Genomic DNA, 17,995 nt, shown 5'->3' on the forward strand with positions numbered 1-17,995 from the left:
GCAGGGGAATGATTGATGGCGCGATTAAAGGAACAGTATGACAAGGAAATAATCCCCGAGCTCACCAAAGAGTTCGGGTATCGAAATAGAATGGAAGTGCCCAAGGTCGAGAAGATCGTCGTCAACATGGGCCTGGGCGAGGCGATCCAGAACGCCAAGATACTGGAAAGCGCCGTGGAGGAGCTTGGTCTCATTGTCGGCCAGCGGCCGGTCATTACAAAGGCAAAGAAGTCCATCGCCACCTTCAAGCTCAGGAAAGGCATGTCCATCGGCTGTACGGTGACGCTGCGGAAAGACCGGATGTACGAGTTCCTTGACCGGCTCGTCAATGTAGCCGTTCCCCGGATCAGGGACTTCCGGGGGATATCGCCCCGCTCCTTTGACGGCAGGGGAAATTTCTCCATGGGCATCAATGAACATTATATTTTCCCCGAGATCGAGTATGACAAGATCGACAAGGTCAAAGGCATGAATATCACTATCGTAACGACAGCCAAGACGGATGATGAAGCGCGCCGACTGTTGCAATTGCTGGGTGTGCCGTTCAGAACGTAGGGAGGAGTGAGCGTGGCCAAGAAATCCTTGATGGCAAAGGCCAAGAGAACGAAGAAATTTGACGTGAGAGATTACAATCGATGCCCGCTCTGCGGGAGACCACGTGCCTATTACCGGAAATTTGACATGTGCCGGATATGCCTCAGAAAGCGGGCGCTCAACGGAGAGATCCCCGGCATGATCAAGTCGAGTTGGTAGAGGAGAAACACTATGGGAATGAGCGATCCTATCGCTGACATGCTGACGCGTGTTCGAAACGCCAATCGAATGAAGTTCAAGAGCGTTGATGTCCTGCTTTCCAAGTTGAACATCAATATAGCCAAGACATTGAAGAAAGCGGGATATATCAGCGGGTTCGATATTGTAAAGAACGATGCGAAGACCCATGATATGTTGAGGGTCCATCTGAAGTATACCGACAGGAAGGAACGGGTCATCACCGGCATTCAGAGGATGAGCAAGCCGGGCAGGCGCATGTACACGTCAAGCTCGAAAATACCCAAGGTCCTGAACGGGTTCGGCATATCCGTCCTGTCCACGTCGCGGGGCGTCATGACCGACGCGGAGGCGCGGGCGCTGAACGTGGGAGGCGAGATCCTCTGTAATGTCTGGTAGAAAAGCATCAGTGCGCAAATAACCGGGAGAGTATTTCATGTCCAGAGTTGGAAAAAAACCGATTGAAATTCCTGCGGGTGTGGCAATAAAGATGGAGGAGTCCCTCGTCAGCGTTGAAGGTCCGAAAGGGTCGCTGTCGCGGACGATCCCCCGGGAGGTCGCCCTCGATATAGACGATAAGCTCATCACGGTCAGGCGGCTGACCGACGATAAACGAGGGCGGGCGATGCACGGTCTTGCCAGGACGCTCGTCTCCAATATGGTGACCGGTGTCAGCACGGGCTTCGAAAAAGGGCTCGAGATCGTCGGTGTCGGCTACCGGAGCGAGATAGATGGAAACCTTCTCCGTTTGATGGTCGGCTACTCCAAACCGGTGGAATATCAAGTGCCGGAGGGGATCTCCATCCGCATCGACAAGCAGGTGAATATTGTTGTTTCCGGCATAGACAAGGAACTGGTCGGAAGCGTGGCCGCCCAGATCAGGCGGATACGGAAACCGGAGCCGTACAAGGGCAAGGGTATCCGGTACGCCGGTGAGAAAGTCCGCAGAAAAGTCGGGAAGTCAGCGGGAGCTTAATTCAGGATAACAGGGGAAAAGCGGTGACGTCGATTAAGAAGATAAAGAAAATACGGGCACGGCGCAAACAGAGAGTCAGGGGCAAGATATCCGGTACGGCGGAACGTCCCCGCCTTTCGGTGTTTCGCAGCAACCGGGCCATCTATATCCAGGCCATCGATGACGTGAGCGGCGTGACTCTTGCCGAAGCGTCGTCCATGAGCAAGGACCTTCAGGGAAAGCTGTCCGGATTGAAGAAGACCGAGGTCGCGAAGGAAGTGGGAAAACTTCTGGCGAAACGGATGCAGGAAAAGAACCTTCGGTCGGGTGTGTTCGACCGCGGCAGATACCTTTATCACGGACGGGTGAAAGCCCTTGCCGATTCGGTCAGAGAATCGGGAATACAAATTTAATATTTACGTGCGGACAAGGATGGCTATGGAAGAGATCGAACTTCTTGACAAGGTAATAAAAATCAAGAGAACGGCAAAAGTCGTGAAAGGTGGAAGACGGTTCAGATTCAGCGCCCTCGTGGTCGTCGGTGACGGAAACGGCTCGGTGGGCGTCGGACTCGGAAAGGCCCAGGAAGTGCCGGAGGCGATCAGAAAAGGGACGGAACTGGCCAAAAAGAACATGATCACCGTGACCATTAATGAGGGAACGATCCCCCATGAGATCATGGGTCATTACGGCGCGGGACGGGTCCTCCTGAAACCGGCGTCTCCCGGTACCGGTCTGATAGCGGGTGGGGCCGTACGGGCCATTCTTGAATGCGCCGGCGTGCAGAACATACTGACCAAGTGTATCGGCTCACACAATCCCCACAACCTGGTCAAAGCGACGATGGATGGACTTGAAAATCTGAAGAACCCTGACGATATCGCTTCCAAGAGGGGAAAGGAAGCCTTTCAGGCATAGGAACAGCGGGGTTGCAGTGAGGTGATGGCGTGGAAAAACAACTGAAGATAACGCAGATCAGGAGCCTTATCGGAAGGCCGCAGAAACAGAGAAAGGTCCTTCAGGGAATGGGGCTTGGAAAGATGCATAAAACGGTATATCTGAAAGATACTCCTGAGGTCCGGGGTATGGTGAACAAGGTTTCCCACCTGGTCGCCGTCGAGGAATGTGAGGTGGCTTCGTAATGAATTTGAGTGAACTGAAACCCCCCGAGGGTTCTCGGAAAAAGAAAAAACGGGTGGGCCGGGGCACCGGTTCAGGCCATGGCGGAACCTCCTGCAAGGGTTCGAAGGGGCAGAACGCCCGATCCGGCGGCAAGGTGAAACCGGGCTTCGAGGGCGGACAGATGCCCTTGACGAGACGGCTGCCCAAGAGAGGATTCTTTAACAAGTTCCGGAAGGATATCGTTGTCGTGAACCTGGAGCAGCTGAAGAAATTCCCTGAAGGCTCGGTCGTCGATGCCGATTCCCTTCTTGAAAAGGGCATCATCAAGAAACGGGGTGACGGGATCAAGATCCTCGGCAAGGGGTCGATCGAATATCCCCTTTCGGTCAGGGTGAACGGGATCAGCCGGCAGGCACGGGAAAAAATAGAAACATCAGGCGGGACGATAGAGGTCATCTGAAGTGCTCGAAGGTTTCAGGAATATAACGAAAATACCCGAACTCCAGAAGAGGATCCTCATGACCTTCGCTCTTCTGGCAATATACCGGGTCGGGGCCCATGTTCCCACGCCCGGTATCGATACAGCCGCCCTTGCGGCATTCTTCGAACAGGCGCGGGGTTCGTTGATAGGCCTCTTTGATATGTTCGCCGGCGGGGCGCTGAGTAATTTGTCGGTCTTCGCTCTCGGCATCATGCCGTACATCAGCGCGTCCATTATCCTGCAGCTTCTGACAGTGGCCGTGCCTTACCTGGAAAAGCTTTCCAAAGAGGGGGAGCAGGGCAGGAAGAAAATAACCCAGTACACGCGGTACGGGACGGTTCTTTTAAGTATAATCCAGGGATTCGGAATATCCATCGGACTGGAGAACATGGCCGGTCCCACGGGTCTCTCGGTCGTCATTCACACCGGATGGGGGTTCCGTCTCATGACGGTCATAACCCTCACCGCCGGAACGGCCTTCATTATGTGGCTCGGCGAGCAGATCACCGAGCGGGGTATCGGGAACGGCATCTCGCTCATCATCTTCGCCGGTATCGTCTGCAGGGGGCCGGCCGGTGTGTACAACACGATCCGGCTTCTCTCGACGGGTGAGATGGGGATATTCTTTATCGTTCTCCTGCTGGTGCTGATGGTGGCCACCGTCGGTTTTATCGTTTTTGTGGAAAGCGGCCAGCGGCGGATCCCGGTCCAGTACGCGAAACGTGTCGTCGGCCGGCGCATGTACGGCGGCCAGGCGACCCATCTGCCACTGAAGGTAAACACCTCGGGGGTCATCCCGCCGATCTTCGCGTCCTCGATCATCATGTTTCCGGCAACGATCGCGAATTTTGTCCCTCATCCCTGGATGAAGGCGATGTCGGATTTTCTGATGCCGGGTCACGTGGTGTACAATCTTCTGTATGTGGCCCTGATCGTCTTCTTCTGCTATTTTTACACGGCCGTCACCTTCAATCCCGTGGATGTGGCCGATAACATGAAGAAATACGGCGGTTATGTGCCGGGCATACGGCCGGGAAAGAAAACGGCCGAGTATATCGACAGCGTGCTGACCCGGCTGACCTTCAGCGGGGCCATATATGTTTCGGCGGTCTGCGTACTGCCGAGTATTTTGATCAGTCAGTTCAATGTTCCTTTTTATTTCGGGGGTACGGCGCTCCTCATCGTGGTCGGTGTCGCCCTCGACACGGCGGGTCAGATAGAGACGCATCTGCTGACACGGCAATATGAAGGTTTCATGAAGAAGGGGAGGATCACCAGAAGACGTTGATGTGGGGATTCTCACAGGGGGAACACGGTGAATGGTTATCCTGAAGTCTCCCGAAGAAATCGAAAAAATGCGCCGGAGCAATGAAATTGTCGCCCGCATTTTAAAAGGATTGTCGGAACTGGTCAAACCGGGTGTTACCACCCGTGAGCTTGATGAATATGCCGAGTCGGAAGCCCGGAAGGAAGGCGCGGACCCGGCGTTCAAGGGATACGGCGGATATCCCTTTGCTCTCTGCACATCGGTTAATTCGGAAGTGGTCCATGGATTCCCTTCCGACGTGCCACTGAAGGAAGGCGATATCGTCAGCCTTGATTTCGGGGTCCGCTATGACGAGTATTACGGTGATTCGGCGGTGACACTGCCCGTGGGGAAGATAACGAAAACGGCGTCCCGGTTGATGAAGGTCACCCGAGAGGCCCTCTATCAGGGTATCGACAAGGCGCGGGCCGGCAACCGGCTGGGCGACATATCCTACGCCGTTCAAAACTTCGTGGAGCGTGCCGGGTTCTCCGTTGTCCGGGATTACGTAGGTCACGGGATCGGCAAGAGCCTTCACGAGGACCCTCCCGTTCCGAACTTCGGCGTGCGGGGGCGGGGCATAGAGTTGAAGCCGGGAATGGTCCTGGCCATCGAGCCAATGGTGAATGAGGGGATCTACAAGGTCCAGGTAAAGCCTGATGGATGGACCGTCGTTACCGGCGACGGTAAACTGTCGGCTCATTTTGAGCATACCGTGGCGATAACCGAGGATGGGCCGGAGATATTGAGCAAGGTCCTGTAAGCGCGGAAACGGCGAAGGGAAACAGCGGAGATTATGGCGAAAGAGGAATCAATAGTTGTGGAAGGAACGGTGATCGAGCCCCTTCCCAACGCGATGTTTCGAGTCGAACTTGAAAACGGTCACCGTGTGCTCGCGCATATATCCGGTAAAATGAGGATGCATTTTATAAAGATACTGCCGGGAGATAAAGTGACGGTCGAACTGTCACCCTATGATCTGACCCGGGGACGGATCACCTATCGGTCGAAATAGCATAAAGGGAGTAATATCGTGAAAGTACGGGCATCAGTAAAAAAAATATGTGATAAGTGCAAGATCGTCAAACGACGCGGTGTACTGAGGGTCATCTGCGAGAACCCGAAGCATAAGCAGCGGCAGGGATAAGAAAAGGGAGGTATCACGGTGGCACGGATTGCAGGTGTTGATTTACCAAAGAACAAACGGATGGATATCGCTCTTACCTACATTTACGGTATCGGTCCCTCAAAGGCCCGCCAGATCCTCGAGCAGGCCGGGGTTGATCTGAATACCAGGACCGATGACCTTGCCGACGACCAGATAACCGCCATCAGAAATATCATTGACAAGGAACACAAGGTTGAGGGTGACCTGAGGCGGGAGATCGCCATGTCCATCAAGCGGCTCATGGACATCGGGACGTACCGCGGATTGAGGCACAGGAAAGGTTTGCCCGTGAGGGGACAGAGAACATGCACGAATGCCCGGACCCGGAAAGGTCCGCGGCGGGCGATCGGCGGTAAACGAAAGAAGTAAGCTGGAGGCAAAATGGCTCGACCGAATCGAAGAGGCGTCAAGAAAAAAGAGAAGAAGAATATTGCCGAGGGGATTGCCCATATTCAATCCACCTTCAACAATACGATCGTGACGATAACGGATATGAGCGGTAACGTGATCGCCTGGTCTTCCGCCGGGGAGCAGGGATTCAAGGGGTCACGCAAGAGCACTCCCTTTGCGGCGCAGTTGACCGCGACGGAGGCGGTGAAAAAGGCGCGGGTCCACGGTCTGCGGTCCGTGCAGGTTTTTGTGAAAGGACCCGGCGCGGGGCGCGAGTCCGCCCTGCGGGCGATCCAGGCGGCCGGGTTGAATGTCACGCTGATCAGGGACGTCACCCCGATTCCCCATAACGGGTGCCGCCCGCCGAAGCGGAGAAGAGTGTAACACAATGCGATAACGCCCGGTCATATGATGCCGGGAACGGAGGATTACGTTGGCACGATATACAGATTCATTATGCAGGCTTTGCCGGAGTGAGGGCGTGAAGCTCTTTCTCAAGGGTGACCGCTGCTACAGCGATAAATGCGCGTTCGAGAGAAGAGGATACGCGCCCGGCGAGCACGGCCAGATGCGTCGAAAGAAATCCGACTACGGTGTTCAGTTGCGCGAGAAGCAGAAGCTGAGAAGAATGTACGGCCTGCTGGAAAAGCAATTCGCCGGATATTTTGTCAGGGCTGACCGGCAGAAGGGCGTGACCGGCTCGAACCTCCTGCTGCTCCTTGAGCGGCGGCTTGACAACATGGTCTATCGGATGGGATTTGCCAGTTCGAGGAACGAGGCGCGGCAACTGGTCCGCCACAGCCACTTTCTCGTGAACGGCAGGAAGGTCAATATTCCGTCCTATATCGTGAACGTGGGGGATACGATCCAGGTCAAGGAAAAAAGCCGGACCATGGGATGCATCATCGAAGCGATGGATACCGTCGCCCGGCGCGGTGTTCCGGAATGGCTTGAACTGAACAAGGATGCATTTACCGGTACGGTAAAGGCTCTGCCGACGAGGGAAGAACTGACGATGCCCATTCAGGAGCAGCTCGTGGTAGAGTTTTACTCAAAATAACAACACAACAAAATCGATAGGAATCGTAAACATGGAGAAAAATTGGCGCAGTCTTATAAAGCCGAAGCGGATAGAAGTTGACGACAAAACCCATAGCCGTTCCTATGGGGAATTTGACTGTCAGCCTCTGGAAAAGGGATTCGGCATAACCCTCGGGAACGCACTGCGACGGGTGCTCCTTTCTTCGATCTACGGCGCGGCGATCACATCCGTCAAATTCGAGGGTGTGCTGCACGAGTTTTCCACGATTCCCGGTGTCAAGGAAGATGTTACCGATATCATTCTGAATCTGAAAGGGATACGGCTCAAGCTCAACCAGCAGGGACCGAGGACGGTCCGTCTTGATGTGAAACGGGAAGGTGCCGTGACGGCGGCTGATATCATAACCGATGCCACGGTGGAAATACTGAACCCCGAGCACTATATCGCCACTCTCTCGGGAGAGGGAGGGCTGAAGGCGGAGATGACGGTGGAGATCGGCAAGGGGTATGTTCCGGCCAGGCGCGAGCGTGACGAGGACCAGCCGGAAGGGACGATAAACATCGATGCCGTGTTTTCGCCGATAAAGAAGGTGAGCTATACGGTCACGAACGCCAGGGTCGGCCAGATCACCGACTTTGACCGCCTGATCCTTGAAGTATGGACCGATGGGAGCGTCCAGCCCGAGGATGCCGTTGCCTTTTCGGCAAAGATCCTCAAAGAGCAGCTTGACGTGTTCATCAATTTTGAAGAGGAAGAAGAAGAGGAAGTGTCCGAATCCGTGGAGGAGAGCGATCATATCAACGAAAATCTCTACAAGAGCGTTGAGGAACTGGAGCTCTCCGTCAGGTCCGCCAACTGTCTGAAGAATGCCGGTATCCAGTACATCGGAGAGCTTGTTCAGAAAACGGAAGCCGAGATGCTGAAGACAAAGAATTTCGGGCGGAAGTCACTCAATGAGATAAAGGAAATCCTCCAGGAAATGGGTCTGGGACTTGGAATAAAGATAGATTTCACGCCTCCCGCGAGTGTGGAGAGCAAGGAAGAGTGACATTTACAGGCATGAAGGTTTCGTGAAAATCCGCGGTATGCGGGTTTTCCCGAAGTCGCCGATATTCGTTTTGAAAGGAATAATACACGATGCGTCACAGGAAGGCCGGGAGAAAGCTGGGAAGGACATCGAGCCATAGAAAGGCCATGCTGCGTAATATGGTGACATCCCTCCTGAGACACGACAAGATAGTTACCACCGACGCGAAAGCGAAGGAATTGAGGAGTGTTGCCGAGAAGATGATCACTCTGGGCAAGCGGGGGACGTTGCATGCCCGCAGGCAGGCCCTCGCGTTCATCCGGGACCGTTCCGTGACGGAGCGGGTTTTCGATGAACTGGCGAGCCGTTATAACGAGCGGCCCGGCGGATATACCCGGATCATCAAGGCGGGCTACCGGGTCGGCGACAACGCGCCCATGTCCATCATCGAACTCGTCGTGGATGAAAAGAAAAAGAAGGAAAAGGCAAAACCGAAGGCGGCCAAGTCAAAATAGGACCACCGGGTTCACGGGATCAATGAAAGGCAAGGAGCGATGGCTCCTTGCCTTTTTTATTCTTGCTTTTTTCGTCGTGAAAGATATATAAGAAAGAACACGTTACGGCGGGATGACGTCTTTTCCAACGAGAAGTCTCAGGAGGAATCAACCATGGCAGAAGAAAAAATCGGTGAGGTGGTAAAATTTTTCGCGAAACCAAGTGTCGCAGCCGTAAAAATTACGGGTGGTGAACTGCTGGTCGGTGATACGGTGCGATTCGTAGGACACACGACGGATTTCGAAGATGCCATCAAATCCATGGAAATCAATAACGAAAAAATTGAGAAGGCCGTCGTTGGAGATTATATCGGAATCAAGGTAGCCGATCGAGTTCGTCCCGGGGATGAAGTTTTCAGGGTAACCCCTGAATAAGAACCTTTCATGTTTTTCTTAGGGTAGTTATTGCCACGGGATGAGAGACTTCGTTCCGTGGCCTTTTTTTACTCAGTGACGCAGGGGGAGTGGAAAAGTCGCCGGGGAATTGCGGGGTGCCCGGCGATGGGCGGGGGTCACGTAATGAAAATAAGGGTTCTCGGGTGTTACGGTGCGCAGATGCCCGGTTTCAATACAACGGGCTTTCTGGTGGATGATACCATGCTGGTTGACGCGGGTACGGTAACGAAGGTCCTTTCCCTGGAAGAGCAGCTTGCGATAAACAACGTATTGATAACGCACGGACATCTTGATCATGTGCAGGACCTGTTGTTCCTGGCCGACAATCTCAGTATCGCCAATTCCAGGACCAAGCCGGTCTGCGTTATTTCAACCGAAGACATCCTCAATGACCTTCGTACCCATCTCTTCAATGATGTCATCTGGCCGGATTTTTCCGTTATCCCCTCGCCGGAGAAGCCGGTCATCACGTTCAAAGCCATAACGCCGGGGGTTCCCTTTGTACTGAACGATCTCAGGGGCACGGCCGTCAGCGTTTCCCACGCGGTCAACGCCGTTTCCTATATCCTGGAAAAGGACGGCTCAATGGTCCTTTTCATCAGCGACACGGGACCGACGGAAGACGTCTGGAAGGAGGCGAACAGGATTGGCACCTCTCTGAAAGCGCTGTTCGTGGAAGTATCCTTTCCCAACAGCATGAGCGCGATGGCGCTTGCCGCGGGTCATCTGACCCCCGAGCACCTCAAACAGGAACTTAGCAAGCTTGATGTCGATGACATCCCTATATTCATCTACCATATCAAGCCTCAGTACCGGGAGGCCATCACCGAGGAGATCGGCAGGATCCAGCGGAAGAATCTCAGGATCATCAGTGACGGCGACATTCTTCAGGTATGAAGTGAGCCGGCGTGATGATTGATTGATGCCGTCCATGAGAAATCCATCAGACCCCTATACATTCCTCTCACAATTGCAGAGTAAGGGTATCAGGCTCGGGCTCGAACCGCTCGCAGAAGTGCTCCGGAAGTGCGGTAATCCACACCTGCACTATCCGACGGTCTTGATTGCCGGCACCAACGGCAAGGGTTCCGTTGCCGCCATCCTGGCCGCCTTTCTGCAGGCGGGTGGGTATACGGTCGGTCTCTATACATCCCCCCATCTTGTTGATTTCAGAGAACGAATTCAGGTAAACGGGGAAATGATCTCCCCCTGCGACCTCCGGTGGGTCCTCGCCGAGGTCCGCCAAAAGGGCGGCGATGAACTGACCTACTTCGAATGTGCCACGGCAATGGCCTTCATGCATTTCGCCCGGTCGTCGGTCGATATCGCGGTTCTCGAGGCGGGCATGGGGGGGAGGCTCGACGCGACCAACCTGGCCCGGCCGGCATGCTCCATCATAACCAATATCTCCCGTGAACACTGTGATTACCTGGGGAGGACCCTTGCCGACATCGCCGGTGAAAAGGGAGGCATCATCAAGGACGGTGGTGTATGCATAACAGCCGCCCGTCAGCCGGCGGTCCTGGCGGTCATCGAGGCTATCTGTCACGAAAGAAGGGCGCGCCTCTATCGCATGGGCAGGGATATTAAGGTCAGGCGGCGGAAAAACGGCCATATTTCCTACTATGGAATTTCAATGAACATCCCTTCTCTGCCGCTTCCACTGCCCGGCGGTCACCAGCGGGGGAATACTGGCCTTGCCCTGGCCGCTCTTGAAATACTTGCAGCCGGGGGCATTGGTGTTCCCCTTGATGCAATCGCCGGAGGACGCATGCGGGTACACTGGGAAGGCCGGTTCGACATGGTGAGATCCGTTCCCCCCATTCTCCTGGACGGCGCCCATAATCCCGCCGCCGCGGCGGTGCTTGCCGGGGCCCTGAGAGAGGAATTGACCTATGAAAAACTTGTCCTTATCTTCAGCGTGCTTCGTGACAAGAATTACCGGGCCATCCTCAAGATACTGGCGCCCCTGGCCGATCGTGTGATAGTGACCTCCATCTCCCAGGAACGGGCACTGCCCCCGGAGCGGATAGAGCCGGTCGCCCGTCGTTTCGCGAACCGGGTGGAGTCCATCAGTGATCCGATACAGGCGCTGGCACGCGCCCGTGCCCTGGCCGGTCCCGGTGATCTCATCCTGGTGACTGGTTCGCTCTATCTCGTGGGGCGCATGAAGGAGATCCTTTCCTCGGAGCACGCATCACAACGGTAAAACCGGCCGCATTCCATGGATGTCGCGGCCATGGCCGTCCGCTGTCTGCCGAAAGTGCAGCCCCATCACCTTTTTGTGATTTTTGAAAACCTGAATTTATGCTATGCAACGGGAAATCCCCATTGCCCGAAGGAACGCGCTGTGACAAACGCCGGGAAACCCCTTCTCATACTTGCTGTTCTCCTGATCCTCCTCTTTCAGGTTCCCTCCCTGTTCGCGGCGGAACGAAGCGTCCCGGCGGGGCCGGTAACGATCGAGGCGGACCGGCTGGAGTATGATGAGAGAACACAGACCTACCTTGCCGAGGGACGGGTCCTCATCACCTTTGAAGACGGACTGCTCCGGGGCGACCGGGTCCTCATGAACAGAGAGACCGGGGATGTCGAGGCGCGGGGACATGTCTTTCTCAGAAGCGGCCTCGATACCATGGAGGGCGAACGGCTGGATTTCAATATCGAAAGCCGGCAGGGGTCCCTCGACCGGGGAACGCTCTTTATCGAGCAGAACAACTTCTATCTCACGGCGGAAGAGATCCGGAAAACGGGGGATGCGTCGTATTCGCTCAGGGACGCCCGGGCCACGACCTGCGACGGACCGGAGCCGGACTGGCGCTTTACCGGCAAAGAAGTGGATGTCACCATCGACGGGTACGGAACCATCCGGGACGGGACATTCCAGGTCCGGAACGTCCCCCTGCTGTACGTGCCCTATCTCCTGTTTCCCGCGAAAACCAAGCGGCAGACCGGTTTCCTCTTTCCCCGGTTCGCCTATTCGCAGGACAAGCTCGGCTGGGACGTGGAGGTACCCTTCTACTGGGTCCTGTCGGACAGCGCCGATGCAACCTTCTACGAGCGGTACATGGATAAACGGGGGATGCAGTTCGGGACGGAGTTCCGGTACTGCCTGTCGGAAGATTCGGCGGGAACAGTCTACGGCGATTACCTGAATGACTCCATGGACGTCTCCGGGGAAGAGGATGACCTGGAGCGGGACTGGGAGGGGAACCACAAGCGCTGGTCCTGGTACGTCAATCATGAATCCCGCTTCGATCACGGCATATCTTTCCGGGCCGACCTCAGGAAGATATCCGACATCTGGTATTTCAGGGATTTCGATTCCTATAATTACTACAGCGCCCATTACGGCGGGAACAGCGGCGGTCCCTTCGACGGCGTGTCCTTTCTCGGTGACCGGTCGCTGGCCTCCCTCGATTCAACGGCGCGGCTCGTAAAGGATGGGCCTCTCTATAACGCCACCGCCCTCGTGCAATACACCGACGACCTGCAGCGTATCTCCAACGAAAACACCCTGCAGAAATATCCCGAGGTGACCTTTTCCCTCATACAGCAGCCCCTCTTCGGCACGCCCTTCACGGTCGAAAGCGAGACCCAGTACGATAACTACTACCGCAGGACCGGCTACCGCGGCCATTTTTTCGATGAATATCCCACGGTGTCCCTGCCGCTTCGCTTCCGCCACTACCTCGAGTTCACGCCGGAGATGGCGGTGCGCTTCACCGCCTGGGACAGCCAGGATACGCTCACACCCGAACAGAGTACCCACGCGAGCCGCACACTCTACGAAGCGGGAGGAACACTCTCAACGGAGGTTCAGCGCATCTTCACCATCGGTGGCGGTCATCTTGATAAACTGAGGCACTTGATAAAACCGGAGGTGGCCTATCGGTATATCCCTTACAAAAACCAGGACGACATGCCCGACTTCGTGCCTGTGATCGACGAAACAAACGCGCTGACCTATTCGGTGACGAACTTTATAACGGCGAGACTCAAGGATGAAAAGGGGAACATCAGCTACCGCGAGGTCATGCGGCTGAAACTGAGCCAGACCTACGACATCCGGGAAGCCCGGCGCACGCTGGAATCGCCCGATGACGACCGGCGGCCGTTCGGAACCTTTGACATGGAACTCGACGTCAACCCCTTCCAGTACCTCTCCTTCAGTTCCGACGCCCGGTTTGACACGGAGAGCGGCGAATGGAAGCGGCTCAACGCGAGTCTCGACACGACGGACCCCCGGGGCGACAGCGCCGGTATCGAGTACCGGTACACGCAGAATTCCGTCGAAGAGGTCAACCTTTCCCTGGCGGGTGTCGTGACGGAGAACCTCACTCTTTCCTATATTCTGAAGAAAAACCTTCTCGATCACCGGTACATCGAAACGGCTTACGGCATCGACTATCACAAGCAGTGCTGGAGCGTGAACTTCAGTTATACCGATTCATCGGATGACCGGGGTTTCATGGTCATCTTCACCCTGCTGGGCCTCGGCAAGGTGGGGAAAGTGTCGGGGAGCGTTCCCGAGGAGTGGTAGCAAGACAGGAGTAAAATAATTCGGGCTGATACACAAAATGCTTTATCGTGACAATGCCATGGAGACCTTCACAGCACTGAAAGAACTGGTTGAGAATCCGGATTACCAGGAACAGCGGCGAAAGACCCTGGCCGTTTTGAGTGATGATATAATCGATGCTCCCATCATCGGGCTTGTCGCGGCATTCAATACACTGCCCCATTGTTTCACACTCCAGAGCTGTTATGGACATTTCCTCTGTTCAGGCCGCAGTGAACCCCGTACTCTTGAACCGCTGCCAGTGTCGGATACCATCGAGAAGGTAACATACCGGATCGCCTATATCGCGCTTTGCGTCGAGAACAGTATCCCGGGCAAAGCGTTGCTCAGGGCGTTGCGGGGGCTCACGGCCATCGATCCCGAAAATATCCAGTTCTGCTGTGCCCAGTGGTTCTGGGAACGGCAGGTCAATTCCTACGCCCTGCAGGTGCTGCCGGACCGGTTCAAGCATCAGGACACGGCGATACTGGACTACCGGGAGGCGGTGCATATAGAACAGGTGCGCGACAGGTTTTTCACCCGTCTTGGAAAAATACCACAGGAACAACGGTGAGATCGATCGACGGGAGCGGGAACGCGGCCGGCCCCATATTCTTTGCATAGGAACGATGAAATCTGAGTTTTTTCCTTGACAAAAACGCCGTTATTGCATAGCGTACCGTTTTCGTTATTCATGAATATATATGGTGTGCTATGAAGACATTCAGTGCGAAGAAAGAAGATGTATCACAAAACTGGTATCTGATCGATGCCGATGGGAAGATCCTCGGAAGGCTGGCGGCTGAGATCGCCTCGCGGCTGAGGGGGAAAAACAAACCGATCTATACGCCGCATGTCGACACGGGTGATTTCATCGTCGTGATCAATGCCGAGAAGATCGCCCTTACCGGGAACAAGCTGCTCGACAAGAAGTACTATCGTTACAGCGGGTACCCCGGCGGGTTAAAAGAAACATCGGCCGAGAAGCTGCTTGAGACAAAACCTGAAAACCTGCTGCGGTTCGCCGTGAAGGGGATGCTTCCCAAGAACCGTCTGGGGCGGCAGATGATCAAGAAGCTGAAAATCTACAGCGGCAGTGAGCACCCCCACGAGGCTCAGGCACCGCAGGCGTTGGAACTATAGTTCGCTCAGGAGTAGTATCGTATGGCAGATAAGAAATACTATGCAACGGGAAAAAGAAAAACCTCGATCGCCCGGGTCTGGATGAAGGAGGGGAGCGGTAATTTCACCGTCAACAAGCGGAAGTTTGATGAGTACTTCACGCGCGACAGCCTGAAACGGTTGATCATGCAGCCCCTGGCCGTGGCGGAGCAGAAGGACAAGTTCGATTTCGACATCAACGTGCGCGGCGGAGGCATATCGGGGCAGGCCGGCGCCATCAAGCACGGCATTTCGAAAGTTCTCGTTGAATATGATGAAAATCTCAGGTCGGTCCTGAAAAAGGCGGGCTTTCTCACGAGAGACTCGCGGGTGAAGGAGCGCAAGAAGTACGGTCAGCCCGGGGCGCGAAAGCGGTTCCAGTATTCAAAGAGATAAAAAGAACATGCAACGGGGGCTTCGGCCCCCTTTTTTGTGTCCGGAGATGAGCTATGGTGAAGGTAGGAATTTACGGAGCAAGCGGGTATACGGGGCAGGAACTGCTTCGCTTTCTTGTCCGGCATCCCCAGGCTGAGGTGGTGGCGCTCACATCGAGAGCGTACAAGGGGACACCTGTCGCTGATGTCTACCCCCTCTTCGCGGGGTTGACCGACCTGGTGTTCATCGACGCGTCGCCGGAGCAGGTGGCAGAGGAATGCGATGTCGTGTTTCTCGCGGTCCCCCACGGCGAGGCCATGGAAGCGGCGCTAGTCTTTTACGACCGTGGGTTGAAGATCATCGACCTCAGCGCCGATTTCCGCCTGCGGGATATAGCCCTTTACGAATCGTGGTACAAGGTTCACACGGCCCCCGCGCTGGTAGAAAAGGCCGTGTACGGACTTCCCGAGCTGTATCGGGACGAGATCAGGAAAACCGCCCTGGTGGCGAATCCCGGCTGTTATCCCACGGGCGCGATTCTCGGTCTGGCCCCGCTTCTGAAGGGAGGCCACATACAAACATCCCCTATCATTGTGGACTCAAAATCGGGTGTCAGCGGAGCCGGGCGGAACCTTCAGATCGGGTCGCTCTTCTGCGAGGTGAATGAAGGGTTTAGGGCGTACAAGATCGGCTCGCACCGCCACACGCCCGAGATCGATCAGGAGCTGAGCCTCCTGGCCGGTTCCGCCCTGTCGGTCACTTTCGTTCCCCATCTCCTACCGGTGAACCGGGGTATCCTGAGCACCATGTATGTGGAGCTTTCAGAGGAACTCTCAATGGACGAGATATTCACCGTCTTCGATAAGTTCTATCACAAAGAGCCCTTTGTGCGGCTTTACCGTCCCGGCCGGACGCCCGACATATCGTCCGTCAGGGGTTCCAACTTCTGCGATATCGGGTTTGTCCGGCCCGGCGGGTCCCGATTGCTCATCGTGGTGGCGGCCATCGACAATCTTGTCAAGGGCGCCGCCGGACAGGCCATACAGAACATGAATATCATGTGCGGGTTTCCCGAAACCGCGGGTCTGGACGTGGTTTCCCTGTATCCATAAGAAAACAGGCACAGCCGGTACGCGGGGGCTGCCGGTGGAGTGAGCAAGGAGTTCAACCATGGGTTTGCGGTTTTACAACACCCTGACGAGAAAAAAAGAAGACTTCCGACCCCTGGAGGAGGGAAAGGCGGGCCTCTATGTGTGCGGCATTACGGCCTATGATATTTGTCACATCGGTCATGCCCGGTCAGCGATCGTCTTTGACATCATTTACAAGTATCTCAAGTCCCGGGGGTACGCGGTGACCTTCGTGAAGAATTTCACCGATGTGGACGACAAGATCATAGCCCGGTCCAATGAAGAGGGCGTTGATATTCATGAGATCGCGGAACGGTATATCCGGGAGCACAACGAGGACATGGATATGCTCAGCGTGGCGCGCCCGACGGTCGCGCCGAAGGCCACGGAAAACATCAAGGGCATGATCCGCCTGGTGGAGCAACTCCTGGAAAAAGACCTGGCCTACGTCGTGAACGGCGACGTGTACTTTTCCGTCGATGCGTTCAAGGGTTACGGAAAACTGTCCCGCCGCAATCTGGATGACATGATGGCCGGTGCCCGGGTCGGCGTGGATGAGAAGAAGAAAAACCCCCTCGATTTTGTCCTCTGGAAGTCAAGTAAGGAAGGTGAGCCCTGGTGGGACAGCCCCTGGGGGCGCGGAAGGCCGGGCTGGCACATCGAATGTTCCGTCATGAGCCAGCGGTACCTGGGAGAGACCTTCGATATTCACGGCGGCGGCGAGGACCTCATATTCCCCCACCATGAGAACGAGATCGCGCAATCGGAGGGGGCCTCGGGGAAGCCCTTCGCCCGCTATTGGATCCATAACGGGTTCATCCGCGTGAACAATGAAAAGATGTCAAAATCCCTGGGTAATTTTTTCACCATCAAGGATATCCTGAAACTCTATCATCCCGAAACGCTGCGGCTCTTTGTTCTGCAAAGCCATTACCGGAGCTATATCGATTTTTCCGACGAATCGCTCGCCGAGGCCCGGGCCGGTATGAACCGGTTCTATGAAACACTGCTGCGGGTGAAGCAGCTCCTCGGCGGTGAGATGGATTTTTCCGCCATAACCGAAAAGGACCTTGAAGGCGCGGAACGTGAGGTGTACGCAAAGGTCGAGGCGCTCGACGGCCGGTTTGTGGAGGCCATGGATGATGATTTCAACACGGCGCGCGCCATCGGCTATATGTTCGATGTCATTCGACTGATCAACGGATACCTGGACGAAAAGAAATTTCGCCCGACCCCGGCGTCGCTCTTCGTTCTCGACAAAACACGCTCCACCATGCACGAGCTGGGGAAGGTCCTGGGATTGTTACTCGAGGACCCCGACGAATACTTCGAAAAGGACCGGACACGGGAACTGCTCAAACGCGGCCTTGACAGAGAGAAGATAGAGTCTCTGATCCGGGAACGGGTGGAAGCGCGGGCAGCCAGGGACTGGCAGAAGGCGGATGAGATCCGCGCTACCCTTTCGGAACAGGGCATCATACTGAAAGATACGCCTACCGAGACGACCTGGAATATCCAGTAAGGGATATGCCGGACCCCGGAGACGGGACCCGGCA

At 55.4% G+C, this 17,995-nt stretch carries 26 protein-coding genes; all 26 read left to right on the forward strand.

The features are described from left to right. The first annotated feature begins 15 nt into the window (after nucleotides 1-15). Nucleotides 16-555: a 50S ribosomal protein L5 gene (gene rplE, locus JXO48_08645; protein MBN2283942.1), complete on the forward strand. Its 540-nt coding sequence runs from the start codon at nucleotides 16-18 to the stop codon at nucleotides 553-555. A gap of 12 nt (nucleotides 556-567) precedes the next feature. After that, nucleotides 568-753 (forward strand): type Z 30S ribosomal protein S14, encoded by a 186-nt coding sequence (locus JXO48_08650; protein MBN2283943.1) that lies wholly within the window; start codon nucleotides 568-570, stop codon nucleotides 751-753. A 12-nt stretch (nucleotides 754-765) separates the two neighbouring features. Continuing rightward, nucleotides 766-1,170 carry a 30S ribosomal protein S8 gene (rpsH, locus tag JXO48_08655; GenBank protein ID MBN2283944.1) on the forward strand — a complete coding sequence of 135 codons (405 nt, stop codon included), beginning with the start codon at nucleotides 766-768 and terminating at the stop codon, nucleotides 1,168-1,170. A 37-nt stretch (nucleotides 1,171-1,207) separates the two neighbouring features. Beyond that, nucleotides 1,208-1,747, forward strand: coding sequence for a 50S ribosomal protein L6 (gene rplF / locus JXO48_08660; protein MBN2283945.1), 540 nt, complete (start codon nucleotides 1,208-1,210; stop codon nucleotides 1,745-1,747). Between the two features lie 32 nt (nucleotides 1,748-1,779). Then, nucleotides 1,780-2,139 (forward strand): 50S ribosomal protein L18, encoded by a 360-nt coding sequence (gene rplR / locus JXO48_08665; GenBank protein ID MBN2283946.1) that lies wholly within the window; start codon nucleotides 1,780-1,782, stop codon nucleotides 2,137-2,139. 19 nt (nucleotides 2,140-2,158) lie between these two features. Continuing rightward, nucleotides 2,159-2,644 (forward strand): 30S ribosomal protein S5, encoded by a 486-nt coding sequence (rpsE, locus tag JXO48_08670; GenBank protein MBN2283947.1) that lies wholly within the window; start codon nucleotides 2,159-2,161, stop codon nucleotides 2,642-2,644. Between the two features lie 29 nt (nucleotides 2,645-2,673). Beyond that, a complete protein-coding gene (gene rpmD / locus JXO48_08675) occupies nucleotides 2,674-2,868 on the forward strand; it encodes a 50S ribosomal protein L30 (protein ID MBN2283948.1) in 195 nt (64 codons plus the stop codon). After that, complete coding sequence (gene rplO / locus JXO48_08680) at nucleotides 2,868-3,308, forward strand: 50S ribosomal protein L15 (GenBank protein MBN2283949.1); 441 nt, start codon at nucleotides 2,868-2,870, stop codon at nucleotides 3,306-3,308. Before rpmD ends, rplO begins: the two co-directional genes overlap by 1 nt. Before the next feature lies 1 nt (nucleotide 3,309). Continuing rightward, entirely contained in the window at nucleotides 3,310-4,617 is a 1,308-nt protein-coding gene (gene secY / locus JXO48_08685; GenBank protein ID MBN2283950.1) for a preprotein translocase subunit SecY, read from the forward strand. A 31-nt stretch (nucleotides 4,618-4,648) separates the two neighbouring features. Continuing rightward, nucleotides 4,649-5,398, forward strand: a complete 750-nt coding sequence (gene map, locus JXO48_08690) for a type I methionyl aminopeptidase (protein MBN2283951.1) — start codon at nucleotides 4,649-4,651, stop codon at nucleotides 5,396-5,398. Between the two features lie 33 nt (nucleotides 5,399-5,431). After that, nucleotides 5,432-5,650 carry a translation initiation factor IF-1 gene (gene infA / locus JXO48_08695; protein MBN2283952.1) on the forward strand — a complete coding sequence of 73 codons (219 nt, stop codon included), beginning with the start codon at nucleotides 5,432-5,434 and terminating at the stop codon, nucleotides 5,648-5,650. Nucleotides 5,651-5,668: 18 nt separating this feature from the next. After that, the gene (gene rpmJ, locus JXO48_08700; GenBank protein MBN2283953.1) at nucleotides 5,669-5,782 is read left to right on the forward strand and encodes a 50S ribosomal protein L36; all 114 of its coding nucleotides are present in this window, start codon (nucleotides 5,669-5,671) and stop codon (nucleotides 5,780-5,782) included. 18 nt (nucleotides 5,783-5,800) lie between these two features. Then, nucleotides 5,801-6,172 (forward strand): 30S ribosomal protein S13, encoded by a 372-nt coding sequence (rpsM, locus tag JXO48_08705; protein MBN2283954.1) that lies wholly within the window; start codon nucleotides 5,801-5,803, stop codon nucleotides 6,170-6,172. 12 nt (nucleotides 6,173-6,184) lie between these two features. After that, entirely contained in the window at nucleotides 6,185-6,577 is a 393-nt protein-coding gene (rpsK, locus tag JXO48_08710; protein MBN2283955.1) for a 30S ribosomal protein S11, read from the forward strand. 49 nt (nucleotides 6,578-6,626) lie between these two features. Next, on the forward strand, nucleotides 6,627-7,253 hold the full coding sequence (gene rpsD, locus JXO48_08715) for a 30S ribosomal protein S4 (protein ID MBN2283956.1): 627 nt from the start codon (nucleotides 6,627-6,629) through the stop codon (nucleotides 7,251-7,253). Nucleotides 7,254-7,284: 31 nt separating this feature from the next. Next, entirely contained in the window at nucleotides 7,285-8,283 is a 999-nt protein-coding gene (locus tag JXO48_08720; GenBank protein MBN2283957.1) for a DNA-directed RNA polymerase subunit alpha, read from the forward strand. An 89-nt stretch (nucleotides 8,284-8,372) separates the two neighbouring features. After that, nucleotides 8,373-8,777: a 50S ribosomal protein L17 gene (gene rplQ / locus JXO48_08725; protein ID MBN2283958.1), complete on the forward strand. Its 405-nt coding sequence runs from the start codon at nucleotides 8,373-8,375 to the stop codon at nucleotides 8,775-8,777. Between the two features lie 153 nt (nucleotides 8,778-8,930). Then, complete coding sequence (locus tag JXO48_08730; protein ID MBN2283959.1) at nucleotides 8,931-9,191, forward strand: translation elongation factor-like protein; 261 nt, start codon at nucleotides 8,931-8,933, stop codon at nucleotides 9,189-9,191. Between the two features lie 144 nt (nucleotides 9,192-9,335). Next, on the forward strand, nucleotides 9,336-10,109 hold the full coding sequence (locus JXO48_08735) for a 3',5'-cyclic-nucleotide phosphodiesterase (GenBank protein ID MBN2283960.1): 774 nt from the start codon (nucleotides 9,336-9,338) through the stop codon (nucleotides 10,107-10,109). 34 nt (nucleotides 10,110-10,143) lie between these two features. Beyond that, complete coding sequence (locus tag JXO48_08740) at nucleotides 10,144-11,421, forward strand: bifunctional folylpolyglutamate synthase/dihydrofolate synthase (GenBank protein ID MBN2283961.1); 1,278 nt, start codon at nucleotides 10,144-10,146, stop codon at nucleotides 11,419-11,421. A gap of 141 nt (nucleotides 11,422-11,562) precedes the next feature. Further along, nucleotides 11,563-13,755, forward strand: coding sequence for an LPS-assembly protein LptD (locus JXO48_08745; GenBank protein MBN2283962.1), 2,193 nt, complete (start codon nucleotides 11,563-11,565; stop codon nucleotides 13,753-13,755). Nucleotides 13,756-13,792: 37 nt separating this feature from the next. Continuing rightward, nucleotides 13,793-14,347, forward strand: a complete 555-nt coding sequence (locus JXO48_08750; protein ID MBN2283963.1) for a hypothetical protein — start codon at nucleotides 13,793-13,795, stop codon at nucleotides 14,345-14,347. Between the two features lie 140 nt (nucleotides 14,348-14,487). Further along, on the forward strand, nucleotides 14,488-14,916 hold the full coding sequence (rplM, locus tag JXO48_08755; protein ID MBN2283964.1) for a 50S ribosomal protein L13: 429 nt from the start codon (nucleotides 14,488-14,490) through the stop codon (nucleotides 14,914-14,916). Nucleotides 14,917-14,937: 21 nt separating this feature from the next. Further along, nucleotides 14,938-15,330, forward strand: a complete 393-nt coding sequence (rpsI, locus tag JXO48_08760; protein ID MBN2283965.1) for a 30S ribosomal protein S9 — start codon at nucleotides 14,938-14,940, stop codon at nucleotides 15,328-15,330. A 53-nt stretch (nucleotides 15,331-15,383) separates the two neighbouring features. Continuing rightward, nucleotides 15,384-16,421 (forward strand): N-acetyl-gamma-glutamyl-phosphate reductase, encoded by a 1,038-nt coding sequence (locus JXO48_08765; protein ID MBN2283966.1) that lies wholly within the window; start codon nucleotides 15,384-15,386, stop codon nucleotides 16,419-16,421. Between the two features lie 58 nt (nucleotides 16,422-16,479). After that, nucleotides 16,480-17,961, forward strand: a complete 1,482-nt coding sequence (locus tag JXO48_08770) for a cysteine--tRNA ligase (protein MBN2283967.1) — start codon at nucleotides 16,480-16,482, stop codon at nucleotides 17,959-17,961. Nucleotides 17,962-17,995: the final 34 nt, after the last annotated feature.

The sequence above is a fragment of the Deltaproteobacteria bacterium genome (assembly GCA_016933965.1).
GTDB lineage: Bacteria > Desulfobacterota > Syntrophia > Syntrophales > UBA2210 > JAFGTS01.